The organism is Nostoc sp. CALU 1950 (genome assembly GCF_051172895.1).
In the GTDB taxonomy this organism is placed as follows: Bacteria; Cyanobacteriota; Cyanobacteriia; order Cyanobacteriales; family Nostocaceae; genus Nostoc; species Nostoc edaphicum_A.
Window position 1 is genome coordinate 60,779 of record NZ_JBDNJQ010000001.1, and the last position, 13,003, is coordinate 73,781.

At 43.6% G+C, this 13,003-nt stretch carries 12 protein-coding genes, 1 tRNA gene and 1 pseudogene; 6 read left to right on the forward strand and 8 right to left on the reverse strand.

The annotated features are described in order from the left end of the window. Positions 1 to 66: 66 nt before the first annotated feature. From ABF638_RS00300 to ABF638_RS00320, 5 genes are all read left to right on the forward strand, one after another. A tRNA-Pro gene (locus ABF638_RS00300) sits at positions 67 to 140 on the forward strand. Between the two features lie 749 nt (positions 141 to 889). Continuing rightward, positions 890 to 1,705 carry a Tic22 family protein gene (locus ABF638_RS00305; protein WP_181931931.1) on the forward strand — a complete coding sequence of 272 codons (816 nt, stop codon included), beginning with the start codon at positions 890 to 892 and terminating at the stop codon, positions 1,703 to 1,705. Positions 1,706 to 1,730: 25 nt separating this feature from the next. After that, on the forward strand, positions 1,731 to 2,621 hold the full coding sequence (gene prmC, locus ABF638_RS00310) for a peptide chain release factor N(5)-glutamine methyltransferase (protein ID WP_435019197.1): 891 nt from the start codon (positions 1,731 to 1,733) through the stop codon (positions 2,619 to 2,621). Positions 2,622 to 2,684: 63 nt separating this feature from the next. Then, a complete protein-coding gene (locus tag ABF638_RS00315; RefSeq protein WP_435019199.1) occupies positions 2,685 to 3,269 on the forward strand; it encodes an L-threonylcarbamoyladenylate synthase in 585 nt (194 codons plus the stop codon). 122 nt (positions 3,270 to 3,391) lie between these two features. Beyond that, positions 3,392 to 4,312: a sensor histidine kinase gene (locus ABF638_RS00320; protein ID WP_435019201.1), complete on the forward strand. Its 921-nt coding sequence runs from the start codon at positions 3,392 to 3,394 to the stop codon at positions 4,310 to 4,312. On the opposite strand, the gene ABF638_RS00325 is transcribed toward ABF638_RS00320, so the two are convergent. The 8 genes and pseudogenes from ABF638_RS00325 to ABF638_RS00360 all read right to left on the reverse strand — a co-directional run bounded on the left by ABF638_RS00325 (position 4,275) and on the right by ABF638_RS00360 (position 11,221). Continuing rightward, a complete protein-coding gene (locus ABF638_RS00325; protein WP_435019203.1) occupies positions 4,275 to 4,745 on the reverse strand; it encodes a GNAT family N-acetyltransferase in 471 nt (156 codons plus the stop codon). The genes ABF638_RS00320 and ABF638_RS00325 overlap by 38 nt on opposite strands. Positions 4,746 to 4,841: 96 nt before the next feature. Continuing rightward, a complete protein-coding gene (locus ABF638_RS00330; protein WP_435019205.1) occupies positions 4,842 to 5,213 on the reverse strand; it encodes a hypothetical protein in 372 nt (123 codons plus the stop codon). 66 nt (positions 5,214 to 5,279) lie between these two features. Further along, positions 5,280 to 6,266: a protein translocase subunit SecF gene (secF, locus tag ABF638_RS00335; RefSeq protein WP_435019207.1), complete on the reverse strand. Its 987-nt coding sequence runs from the start codon at positions 6,264 to 6,266 to the stop codon at positions 5,280 to 5,282. Further along, the gene (gene secD, locus ABF638_RS00340) at positions 6,266 to 7,675 is read right to left on the reverse strand and encodes a protein translocase subunit SecD (RefSeq protein ID WP_435019329.1); all 1,410 of its coding nucleotides are present in this window, start codon (positions 7,673 to 7,675) and stop codon (positions 6,266 to 6,268) included. The genes secF and secD overlap by 1 nt, the downstream gene beginning before the upstream one ends. Positions 7,676 to 7,811: 136 nt before the next feature. Then, positions 7,812 to 8,795 (reverse strand): alpha-ketoacid dehydrogenase subunit beta, encoded by a 984-nt coding sequence (locus ABF638_RS00345; protein ID WP_069070088.1) that lies wholly within the window; start codon positions 8,793 to 8,795, stop codon positions 7,812 to 7,814. A 366-nt stretch (positions 8,796 to 9,161) separates the two neighbouring features. Next, positions 9,162 to 9,392 (reverse strand): annotated as a pseudogene (locus tag ABF638_RS00350) (VapC toxin family PIN domain ribonuclease); the annotation flags it as partial. Between the two features lie 111 nt (positions 9,393 to 9,503). Then, positions 9,504 to 10,484, reverse strand: a complete 981-nt coding sequence (gene hemB / locus ABF638_RS00355) for a porphobilinogen synthase (RefSeq protein ID WP_179074055.1) — start codon at positions 10,482 to 10,484, stop codon at positions 9,504 to 9,506. A 377-nt stretch (positions 10,485 to 10,861) separates the two neighbouring features. After that, complete coding sequence (locus ABF638_RS00360; protein WP_181931936.1) at positions 10,862 to 11,221, reverse strand: DUF4870 domain-containing protein; 360 nt, start codon at positions 11,219 to 11,221, stop codon at positions 10,862 to 10,864. A 124-nt stretch (positions 11,222 to 11,345) separates the two neighbouring features. On the opposite strand from ABF638_RS00360, the gene prfC reads away from it, so the two are divergent. Then, complete coding sequence (gene prfC / locus ABF638_RS00365; protein ID WP_435019210.1) at positions 11,346 to 12,974, forward strand: peptide chain release factor 3; 1,629 nt, start codon at positions 11,346 to 11,348, stop codon at positions 12,972 to 12,974. Positions 12,975 to 13,003 lie beyond the last annotated feature (29 nt).

Here is a 13,003-nt window from a genome sequence, read left to right on the forward strand (position 1 = left end):
CTTGTAAAAAGTGCGATCGCTTTGATGGGGAGTTAAGACCAAACCAAAAAAGTGGATAAGTCTAACCGGGATGTAGCGCAGCTTGGTAGCGCGCCTGCTTTGGGAGCAGGATGCCGCAGGTTCAAATCCTGTCATCCCGATTTAATTAATAGAGTTAAAGCAGACAAACTGGTTTTTTTGCTGATACATGCAGTTTAATTGCGTGTTTTTGCCGGGGATATCAATTAGGCTGTTCTGCTGTTGCGTTAGCTGTTGAAGCCTAACAGGCGAATTTAGTCCTTAAGCAGTAAGTTATTTCTGATACTGAGCTTTGTATAGGACTCATATTTGATTTCTGAAAAAACTCAGTACAACTAAGAAGCCTTCTTGACTGTTGCCTGTTGCCTATTCCCTATTGCCTGCCTATCGCGCTTGCGCTGCGCTTCGCGCACCACGCAAATTAGTTCAGAAATCAAAGCGGATTCCTATATATCTTTGAGAAGATATTAAACCAATCCCAGATGGAACGATTGATTAAGCAATAGCGTCACCCAATATTAGAAAAAGCCGATAGAATGGCATTTATCATCTCCAAGGTCGGAGAGATGGAGAGACTTTTCACTGTTTGAGAAGACATATAATAGGCATCTACGGCGTTTCGCGGTGAATAGCGGAGCTAAACCGAGAAAAACACAACGTTAGCACAGCCAATTTCTGAAAACGATACTATAGCAACCCTAAACAGTTGGGGAACATTGGATTTTGACCGTTGATGTTTAACACCCAACCTCAACGCGCACAATGAATTTTTCACAACTGAAATAGATTGCTATATAACTAAAGCTAGTTGGTGCTGTGGAAATCCAACCATTTGTTTAATTTAATTGGACTATTGATGCGAGGAGCAGTCATGAAATCATTTATTCGCTTGGGCGCAACATTGGGTATAGCTGGCAGTGTATTTTTAACTGGGCTTTCAGGAATCGGCAATCTACCAGGAATAGGCAATCTAGAGGCGATCGCGTTGCCACAAGATCAGGTAGTTAAAAAGCTCCAAGAAGTACCTGTATTCACGCTTACCAATCCGAAAGGCGAATTCGTAGTTCTTTCCAGAAACAACGCATCCAAGCCGGTTTCACAAGTAGGATTTTTTATTAGCAAGCAAGATGCTCAAAAATTCCTTGACAATCGCCTGAAAAAAGAAAATCCCCAGTTGGCAAATACCCTACAGGTTAGACCTTTGTCCCTGGCAGACTACTATAAAATAGTGCAAGAAAGCAAAAAGAAACCAGACTCTGTAATTTATACTTTAGTCCCGACTCAACAACAGGTAGCTTCGGCGACAAGTATGCTCAATCAAAATGGTAAAAAAGGGGAGCAATTCAATGGTATTCCCTTATTTGTACCCAAATTTAAGAAAGATAATAGCTATCTGACCATTCCCGTTGCCAAAGGTAACGAGCGGTACATCCCCTTCTTTTTTGAGAAAGAGCAAGCAGTGGCTTTGTTAGACGAATTCAAGAAAGCCGTGCCAAAGGAAGCAGAAAACACTGAAATTCAGGTAGTGGATTTGTACGGTGTTATGGAGGCTCTCAATAGCAGCAGCGATCCTAGCATCAATAAAATTGTTCTCTATCCATCACGGGAGTCGATCAATTTTATTCGCTCCCTTTCGCCGAATCAATCACCAGCCGCCAAGCCTGCTGCCCCCGCTCCGAAAAAATAACGGATATGCGTTCCAAGGTTGAGGTATGGGGGAGAAACATCTGATAGTTTCTGGTTTACAACTTTGGCAGTGGCGAAATGCAGCTCTTGAAGCAGCGATCGCCACTGATGTCCCACCAGCAGAGGTAGATTGGCTGCTGCTAGAAGTTGCTAGCTTAGACCGCTTGGCACTGCGTTTGGAGTCTTTTAAAAACTGGCCGCAAATTCAACTGCAATTGCCTTTAGAAGAGTTAGACCAGTTGTGGCAGAGGCGATTAAATGATCGCTTGCCAGTGCAGTATATTGCGGGAGTTACACCTTGGCGTAACTTTCAAATCGCGGTGTCGAGTGCGGTTTTGATTCCTAGACCAGAGACAGAGTGCTTAATTGATTTAGCGGCAGCATCTGCTAGCAATGCTTCAGGACGCTGGGCAGATTTGGGTACTGGGAGTGGAGCGATCGCACTGGGATTAGCAGATGTCTTGCCAAAAGCAACAATTCATGCAGTTGATTACAGTTTAGAAGCTCTGGCGATCGCACGAAGCAACGCCGATAATTTGGGTTTTGCTGACCGGATTAAATTTTATCAAGGTTCTTGGTGGGAGCCACTGGCATTCTTAAAAGGTCAGTTCAGTGGTATGGTGTCGAACCCCCCTTACATACCCACCAGTACCTTACCTAGTTTGCAACCAGAAGTAGTTAACCATGAACCACATCTAGCTTTGGATGGTGGCGATGATGGCTTAGATTGCATTCGCCATTTGATAGAAGTCTCCCCTAGTTATTTGCAACCGGGTGGCGTGTGGTTGATTGAGATGATGGCAGGACAGGCAGATGCAGTGCGAGAACTTTTGCAAAATCAAGGTAGCTATTGTAAAATTCAAATTCACGCTGATTTAGCTGGAATTGAACGCTTTGCCCTTGCTTATAAAAGTTAGGAGTTATGAGTTAGGAGTGATGAGTTATGAAATTCCTTACTCCTAACTTTTAACTTCGTAAACATGACACAAGTTTCTCTAACAAATTTAATAGCTGGCGCACGTGCTGGTCTTTTGGTGAGCTTTCCTACAGATACTGTTCCTGCACTTGCAGCTATACCAGAAAAAGCAGGATTAATTTTTGCGGCAAAGCAACGCAGTCAAGATAAACCTTTGATTTTGATGGCGGCTAGTGCTGAAGATTTGTGGCCGTATGTCAAAGGTAGTGAAGATGAGTATAAAGTTTGGCAAGAATTAGCAGATAAATATTGGCCAGGAGGGCTGACATTAGTTTTGCCAGCGAGCGATCGCCTGCCAAAAGTTATGAACCCCATTGATCCGACAACAATTGGTATCCGAGTACCAAACAGTGCGATCGCTCAAACTATTTTGGCGCAAACAGGCCCTCTTGCCACCACTAGCGCCAATTTTTCTGGTCAACCGCCTTTGCAAACGATGGCAGAAATTGAGAATCAGTTTCCTAAAGTTCTGACTCTAGCAACAACAGAATATGAGGGTGAAATGCCAGGAATGGGTGTACCTTCCACCGTTGCTAAATGGACAGGGATAAATTGGCAGATTTTGCGGCAGGGTGCGATCAAGTTATAGATTTAGAGTGATAACCAGATATAGGTAGCTATAATGTTGTTTTCCTGATTTGCACAACAGATAAATCTGGAACTTTCGTTTGCGCTGTTGTGATCAATTAACAAGTTAATAATTGCCAGATTATGAATTGGAGCAACTGGATATATCTAGGAGCAGGAATTGCACTAGGTATGGTTTTCCGTCAGTTATTTGTGCGTTCGTCTAATGTTTCATCTAGCTCATCCCCAGTAGCACCATCAGATCAACAGGATATGCCACCAATATCGCAACAGTTACAGCAAACGCAGCTGGCATACCTGATGGCAAGGGAAATGAGCCAGTTTAAAGCTGGTTTTTTAGCACGGACTACTCATGAATTGCGATCGCCCCTCAATGGTCTGATTGGCTTGCAACAGTTAATTTTGTCCGATTTGTGTGAAGATCCAGCTGAGGAGCGAGAATTTATTGCCCAAGCTCACGAGCGAACGCTGAAACTGCTGAAGCTGATGGATGAAATTCTCAATGTTGCGAGAACTGAACATGGTACCAATAAATTAGATATTCAGCCCCGACCCTTAATCCAAATTTTGGAGGAGGTTCATAAATTAACTTATATGCTGGCGGCTAATCGCAATTTTCCCTTGCAATTGTTACCCGCCGACCCAGAAATTTATGTTTTGGCAGATAACCTCTGGCTCCGTCAAATATTGATCAGTTTAATAGACACTGCCATTACTCAGATGGAAGAAGGCAGCATCTGTATTTCCAGTAGCACCTTACCTACAAATAATTTTGTAAACATTTGGCTGGATGTACCAACCCATGCTATACCTTGGAGCGAGCCGATTGATTTACTCAAATCTGAAGATCAACTGAGTCAGATTGACCAAAAAAACGCTCCTCTTTCCCCAGGAATGAGGCTATTAATCAATCAAACTCTGGTAGAAGTTATGGGAGGAAAGTTAGAAATTCTACCCTTGACTATTGCTCATGATCCACCCCAGCAGCTTACCAGACTACAAATTTCTATCCCCCTAGTGATTCCTGAAGCTGAACTTCTGTAGCGGTAACGAAAGCAGCGTTAGCTAGGTTGTGTAACACCATCGTAGTGGTGGTGTTGGCTTGAAAACCAATCTTTTCGTAGAAACCCTGCTGGTGAGTAGTCATCAGGTAAACGCGCTCAACCCACCTCATGCGGGGATGAGTCAAAACGGTTTCTACTAACTTACTTCCCAATCCACTACTTTGATACTCTGGATGAATCACAACATCCCAAATTGTGGCGCGATATATGCCATCAGATGTTGCTCTAGCAAAGCCAATGAGGCGATCGCTATCCCAGACGGAAATCACTGGTTCACTATTGGCAATAGCTATACCTAAATCTTCAATACTTCGTCCCTTTGCCCAGAAAGCTGAAACGTTTAACAGTTCTTGCAGTTGGTAAAGGTCAATTTCAGACTTGCATTCGCTAAATTGAATCTGATGATCGTTCATGTATGGCACCACTTTTGGCAGTATATTTGCTATTTCTAAGTCATATTTTGCTAGAAATTGCTGAATACGTATATCTATATGCAACGATTTGAAGATTTAATCACAAATCCACTTCCACAGAGGATGAGTTGGCCCCTGTTGACGTATTCGAGAAACTTGTTTTTCTAAACGTTGTTTTTCTTGCTGTGGTAGTCCGAGTAAGATATTCCGACTTTGCCAAACTAAAACAGCAGCGGTCATCCCGATACAAAAGGCTAAACCAAAGGTAGACAGTGGATTGTAGAAAAGCCCATATCGCACCGCCACCCAGGTAAAATATTGTTGCCACAGAGAAATTTCTGCACGTAGACCCCACAAGGAAGCAGGCGCAATAGTGAGCCATAAACAGCCCACAAACAGCCATCTACCATATATTGTCAACTTATGTAATCTTTCTACTTGTTGAGTAAAGGATGGGTCAGTTGTCATTTGTCATTTGTCCTTTGTCATTTGTCATTTGCTAAAGACTAATGCCCAATGCCCAATACTCAATGACTAATTACCAGCAGATGTATCAATCGATTCATCAGTGACTACCAGACTTGTTTGACCGTTGCGCTCTCGCCACAAAGTTAGAAGAGTACTGGCGATGAAAATACTTGAATAAGCCCCGGCTGTAAAGCCAATAATTAAAGCCAAGGCAAAGTTTTTCAGTGTCTCGCCACCAAACAGAAAGATAGCGAATAATGATAGCATCGTGGTTAAAGTCGTGTTGATAGACCTTGCTAGGGTTTGGTTCACAGCATCATCCACAATGTCAGCGATCGCTCGATCAGGATTAATTTTCAGGGTTTCCCGAATGCGATCGTAAATCACCACCGTATCGTTGACTGAAAAACCTGTAATTGTCAGTAAAGCAACGATGAACAGGCTATCTACTTCAGTACCCAGTACTAAACCCAAAATCGAAAAGATCCCTGCCGTAATTAAGACATCATGTAATAGCGCAACGATCGCAAACACCGCATAATCCAACTGAAAACGGAAGCTCAAGTAGATTATGATACCTGCAAAGGAAACTATTAGAGCTATTACCCCAGACCTAAATAGTTCTGATCCCAGAGTAGGACCAACGGTGTCAAATTGATTTTTTTGTTGGTCAAAAGTACCGACTTTTTCACTTAAGGCATTTTGTAAATTTGTACGCTGTTCGCGATCCAAGTTTTTTGTGCGAATTGATATACCATTTTGTCCACCTGTGTCTCTATCGGTGACAATTTGGATGCTGCTGTCGCCCAGTCCTTGTTCTTTAGCTACTTCTCGGACGATATTAATATCAATTGGCTGGTCGCAGTTACCCGGTTTGGTACAATCTCGTTCAAACTGTAATCGTGTACCACCGACAAAATCCAAACTGGGACGTAGGGGTGCTTTGATGGTCGGGTTTTGCCAAGAAATCACCATTGAGGTGAAACCGGCGAGGATGAAGGCACTAGAAATAGCCCACCAAAGCGATCGCGATTTGTTAATACTCAGTTTCATTAAGCCACCTCTGCCTTATTTGATGTTGGCAGGTTCGGAGAGAAAAGTTCTGGTTTCTTGAATGCGGGAATTGTAATTGCTAAAAACATTAAGGTGCGACTACAGGTAACTGCTGTAAACATACTCACCATTACACCCAAAGCCAAAGTTAGGGCAAAGCCTTTTACCAAACCAGCCCCTAGCCAGAATAGTGCAGCACAGGCAATGACTGTAGTCACGTTGCCATCTAAAATACTGGAAAAGGCACGGTAAAAACCAGATTCTACAGAACGATAAAGGGATTTGCCTGCTTGTAATTCTTCCCGCGTCCGCTCAAAAATTAGCACATTTGCATCTACCGCCATCCCAATACTGAGGATGAAACCGGCAATTCCTGGTAGGGTCAGGGTGACACCCAATAAAGCAAAGGTAGCCCAGGTCAGCAATGCGTAAATCAATAGTGCGACATCGGCAATCAGTCCTGGTAGTCTATAGTACACCACCATAAATATCAATACTAAAGTCAGACCACCGATACCAGCGTAGATACTGCTAGTGATGCTGTCTTTACCCAAGGTTGCTCCAACAGTGCGGATTTCTGCAATTTCTACTGGTACGGGTAATGCGCCACCTCGTAGCTGTACACCTAAGTCATTGGCTTGTTGTGGGGTAAACCGTCCTGTAATTACGGCAGAGCCACCAGTAATACCAGTGGCGGCAAATTCTATACCTACAGTAGGAGCGCTAATCAGTTCATTGTCCAGAAAAACACCAATGCTGCGCCCAGTCCCGGCGAGATTTTTCGTCAAATTGGCAAACAGTTCACCACCCTGTTGGTCGAAGCGAATGGCAACATTCCAGTTGTCGCCTTGAGTGGGTTCACCGTATGCATCCTTGAGGTATTTGCCAATTAGCGGTGGATTAGTGCTTTCAAACAATTCTGCGATCGCTTGATTACTGTTCTGTAAATCTTCTTGATTCTTGACAATTGCTGCTTTGTCGGTGCTCTTTCTCAACTCTTCTTGCTTAAATTTCAATTCGGCTCTAGATGCTTGGAAAGCAAGCAGTTGGGTTTCTGTATTCGGCTTTTGTGTCCGAAATTCTAACTGCGCTGTACCCCCTAGCACCCGTTCAGCTTGCTCTGGATCATTAACTCCTGGTAGTTGCACCAATATTTTATCTGTGCCGACTGTTTGAATCACTGGCTCAGAAACACCCAAACCATTAATCCGACCTTCGACAACTTTCTTCACACCTTCCAATTCTCGTTCGGTGATTTTGGGAATATCCGCTGATGGTTTCACCTGAATTGTGAGTTGTGACCCTCCGCGCAAGTCCAGTCCAAGGGGTATCGGAATTGTGGCAATCACCGTAATAGCGGCGATTATCAGGACTAAAATCAAAATTAATAGCGATCGCTGTCTTTGCATACCATAACTCGCAACTGACAAAGGCTATAATAGCGCTCTTTTATGGAGTTATGAGCAAGTATTGGGGACTGGGGATCGGGCATTGGGGATTGGTTATTCTCCTTGTACCCAGTTCCTAGTACCCAGTCCCCAATCCCTAGACTCGCAACGCCACCATTTTTTCCACAGCTTCCACGATTTGTTCTGGTTGGATGATTGTTAGTCGTTCCAGATTACCGTTGTAAGGTGTGGGAATATCTTGGGAAGAAAGCCTTAGTACTGGCGCATCCAATTCATCGAATAAGCGATCGTTTATTGAGGCGATGACTTCTGCTCCAATACCCGCAGTTCGCATTGATTCTTCCACAACAATGACTTTATGGGTTTTTCTTATTGATGCACCAATAGTATCAAAATCTAATGGTTTGAGGGATATTAAATCGATAACTTCTGGATCGTATCCTTGTTTTTCAAGAGTTTTCACAGCTTGCAACACATGATGCCGCATTCGCGAATAAGTAATAATTGTGACATCTTTACCCTCACGCACAACTTCTGCTTTATCCAGAGGTAGCAAGTATTCTTCTTCTGGTAAATCTTCTTTCAAGTTGTAAAGTAAAACGTGTTCAAAGAACAACACTGGATTATCATCGCGGATAGCGGATTTCAGTAGTCCTTTAGCATTTCTTGGTGTGGAACAGGCAACAATCTTCAACCCTGGCACAGCTTGGAAGTAAGTTTCTAGTCGCTGTGAATGTTCTGCGCCTAGCTGTCGTCCCACACCCCCAGGGCCGCGAATTACCATCGGAATTTTAAAGTTACCGCCGGAAGTATAGCGTAGCATCCCAGCGTTGTTGGATATTTGATTAAAGGCGAGCAATAAAAAGCCCATATTCATGCCTTCAATGATGGGGCGTAACCCAGTCATTGCGGCTCCCACAGCCATCCCAGTAAAGCTATTTTCAGCGATGGGGGTGTCTAGAATGCGGAGTTCGCCATATTTTTGGTACAGGTCTTTGGTAACTTTATAGGAACCGCCGTAATGTCCTACATCTTCACCGAGAACGAATACGCTGGAATCACGTGCCATTTCTTCATCAATGGCTTCCCGTAAGGCGTTGAAGAATAGTGTTTCTGCCATTTAGACCTTTTAGTACGATTATGGTTTTAGAATTTTATCGTGCTGCTGTCACAAATACAGTGAGCGATCGCACTAGTTAGAGATTGGGTTGTTTAAACGATCCTCTTCATTGGAGCAAGAATATAAGAAACGTGGAGCCAAATAAAACGCAAAACTTTAACTCCGTAACAGAGGCTGAATGGACAGCTGATTCTCAGATATATAGTTGCTGTTGCATTCCGTCAAGCTTAACGCATCAATACTTGAGAAAAATTATGTTACGAAAATCACTAACGCACCCTACATTAGGAGTTGCAAATTCATAAATCCACATACCTAAGTTAGATTTTATAGGTTTTAGGACTTACGCATTGACCATCGCAATCCCTAAAACACCCGCTCAAAAGGTTTTTTACGATAACGGCGATAAATATCAAAATCACTGTCCAAAGTAGCGTAGGCGTATTCCGCCGCAGGCATCGCAGCAATATCTAAGCGTTCCGAAATGACGATCAATGATAAATCTGCAAAATCCCCTGGTAAATCTCTGTACTGAGTATTCAACTCAGCAATACGCGAAAAATCTTGAGGTAATAATTGCTCACACTCATAGAGTTGTAGCACCAGCCAAACCCAAAATACCAAAATCTCACACCCAGACACCAAAACACAACTCTGTGCCTCTGCGCCTCTGCGTGAGATTTCTAAATTCTTGCTCAATCGCTCACCTTACTTTAACCATCGCGCCGCATCTTTGGCATGGTAAGTCAAAATCAAGTCTGCACCAGCCCGTTTAAAGCCTGTTAAAGTTTCCATAACCACGCGCTCCTCATCAATCCAACCATTGAGAGCCGCAGCTTTCACCATCGCATACTCACCAGAAACATTGTAAGCTGCAACTGGTAAGTTACTCGCTTCCTTCACCCGCCAGATAATATCCATGTATGCCAAGGCTGGCTTAACCATGAGCATATCAGCACCTTCAGCGATATCCAATTCAATCTCTTTAATTGCTTCGCGGGCATTACCTGGGTCCATTTGGTAAGTTCTTCTGTCCCCAAATTGTGGTGTCGAGTCTGCTGCATCCCGAAATGGGCCATAATAACCCGAAGCATACTTAGCAGCATAAGACAAAATCGGCGTGTCTTGAAATCCTGCTTCATCTAAACCCTGACGAATTGCTTGCACAAACCCATCCATCATCCCCGAAGGCGCAATGATATCCGCACCGGCTTTCGCTTGAGAAACTGCTGTTTTTTTCAACAATTCCAAAGTTGGGTCATTTAAAACTCGTCCTGTTAAATCACCAACTTGTAAATAACCACAATGGCCGTGGCTGGTGTACTCACACAAACAAGTATCAGCAATTACAATCAAATCTGGCACTGCTGCTTTTACCGCCGTCGCCGCTTTCTGGACGATACCGCAATCATGCCAAGCGCCAGTGGCATCCACATCTTTATCAGCCGGAATCCCAAATAAAATAATCGAAGGAATTCCTAAGTCGTAAACTTCTTTTGCTTCTTCAACAATTTTATCTACCGAAAGTTGGTAGACTCCGGGCATGGATTTCACCTCGTTAGCGATTCCCTCACCTGGTACGGCAAATAATGGGTAGATTAAATCGCTTGTTGTTAAAACAGTTTCACGAACCATCCGGCGCAGTTGGGGATGAGTACGCAGACGACGGGGACGATGTGTAGGAAACATAAAATTTTATGAAGAAAAACAACGCAATTGGACACAAAACAAAGCGTCACAAAAGCAGGCTAAAATTTTCCTGCCGTCAGACAGACTACAAACAGTGCTTAACTGTCCTTTTGCCCTACTCTTAATTAAGTTGTGGGGCAATTTTGTATTCTACAGCTTGGTTGCATCTATCCGACGGACTGGGAAAAAAACGACATAATAAGCAATTCAAAATTCAGAATGAGAAGACTGTCTATTGGCAAAATCTTGGCGAATTGAGGGTTGAAATTTAAACGCAAAGTGGCGCAGAGGTAAACGCAGAGGCACGCAGAGAATTTGCTACTAATTTAATGGACTGACAATTACCAATGCCCCATGCCTAATACCATAAATTTGTGTTAAAAAACTCGGAAAATATAGGGATAGCGGAAGGGTATATCAGGATTGCTGAAAACTCCGATGAGTGCCCAAATTGTTAATCCCCAGTGCAATAGATATCCCAGACCGGCTAGTGGCCCCAGCAATAATAGAGGTAATACTAACCAACCGAATAGAAAAAACAACGCTCCCAGAATTCCTCCGTAAAGCCAGACATTAAAGTGGAAATTGATGGATTCTTTGGCGTTTTCTTTAACAACAGGATCATCAGAGACGAGCAGTATAGCGATAGGTATACCTACAGATACCAAGGTTGTGCTGAAAAATATCGCTCCATGCGACAAGGCAGATAGAAGCTTTCGCTTGTCTGTGTCGTACATTCCTTTCTCCTATTTAGTCAGATTGTTGGTTATATTACGACCCTATCACGAGCATCGTTGTCTTAAGATTAAAAGACTTACAAGAGCCAAGAAAAATTAAGTTAGCTAACAAACAAATACACTTATGTCTACTGAACTTCAGTCTGAACTTATTCAAGCGGTTGAACTTCGCCGCAATTTTGCGATTATATCTCACCCTGATGCGGGTAAAACTACACTAACAGAAAAGCTACTTCTGTACGGAGGTGCAATTCACGAAGCTGGGGCGGTGAAGGCGCGACGGGCGCAGCGAAAGGCTACCTCTGACTGGATGGCGATGGAGCAACAACGGGGTATTTCCATCACCTCCACAGTGTTGCAATTTGAATACCGGAACTGTCAAATAAATTTATTAGATACGCCGGGACACCAAGATTTCAGTGAAGATACTTATCGCACCCTCGCGGCCGCCGATAATGCCGTGATGCTGATTGATGCGGCAAAAGGTTTGGAACCCCAAACCCGCAAATTGTTTGAAGTGTGTAAGTTGCGGGGTATCCCGATTTTTACATTTGTCAACAAGCTCGATCGCCCAGGTAGGGAACCTCTGGAACTGTTGGATGAAATTGAGCAAGAATTGGGATTGCAAACCTATGCGGTCAACTGGCCGATTGGTATGGGCGATCGCTTTAAAGGTATTTTTGACCGACACAAGCAACAAATACACCTCTTTGAGCGCAGTTTCCACGGTAGCCGCGAAGCCCGTGATACGATAATCGAGTTAGGTGATCCGAGAATAGAAGAACAGCTAGAACAAGACCTCTACCACCAACTAAAAAATGATCTAGAACTGTTAGAAGGAGTTGGGCCAGAGCTAGATTTACAGTTGATACACGAAGGCAAAATGACGCCTGTGTTCTTTGGTAGCGCCATGACTAACTTCGGGGTAGAGTTATTCCTCAAGTATTTCCTCGACTATGCCCTCAAACCCGGTTCTCATGTCAGCAGTGTTGGCGAAGTTCCTCCTACATACCCAGAATTTTCGGGGTTTGTCTTCAAACTGCAAGCGAATATGGACCCGAAGCACCGCGATCGCGTCGCATTTATCCGGGTCTGCACTGGTAAGTTTGAAAAAGATATGATGGTGAATCACGCCCGCATTGGTAAACTTATCCGTCTATCTCGCCCGCAAAAACTCTTTGCTCAAGAGCGGGAATCGATTGATGTAGCTTATCCTGGCGATGTGATCGGTTTGAATAATCCCGGTGTTTTTGCGATCGGGGATACAATTTACACGGGACAAAAACTCGAATATGAGGGGATTCCGTATTTCTCGCCGGAACTGTTTGCGTCTATGAGGAATCCCAACCCCTCAAAATCTAAACAATTCCAAAAAGGCGTTGCGGAATTGCGAGAAGAAGGTGCTGTACAAATTATGTATTCAACTGATGAAGCCAAGCGCGATCCAATTTTGGCGGCGGTGGGTCAGTTGCAATTCGAGGTGGTGCAGTTTCGCTTACAAAATGAGTATGGTGTAGAAACCATATTAGAGTTATTGCCCTACAGTGTCGCCCGTTGGGTTGAGGGTGGTTGGGAAGCATTAGAAAAAGTGGGACGAATATTCAATACCACTACAGTTAAAGACAGTATGGGACGTCCAGTGTTACTATTCCGCAATGAATGGAATTGTCAACAATTATTGGGCGACCATCCAGAGTTAAAATTAAGCGCGATCGCTCCAGTATTTTCTAGTCAAAAACCAGTGGAGGAATGAAGAAGAATACAGAATCCAGAATCCAGAAT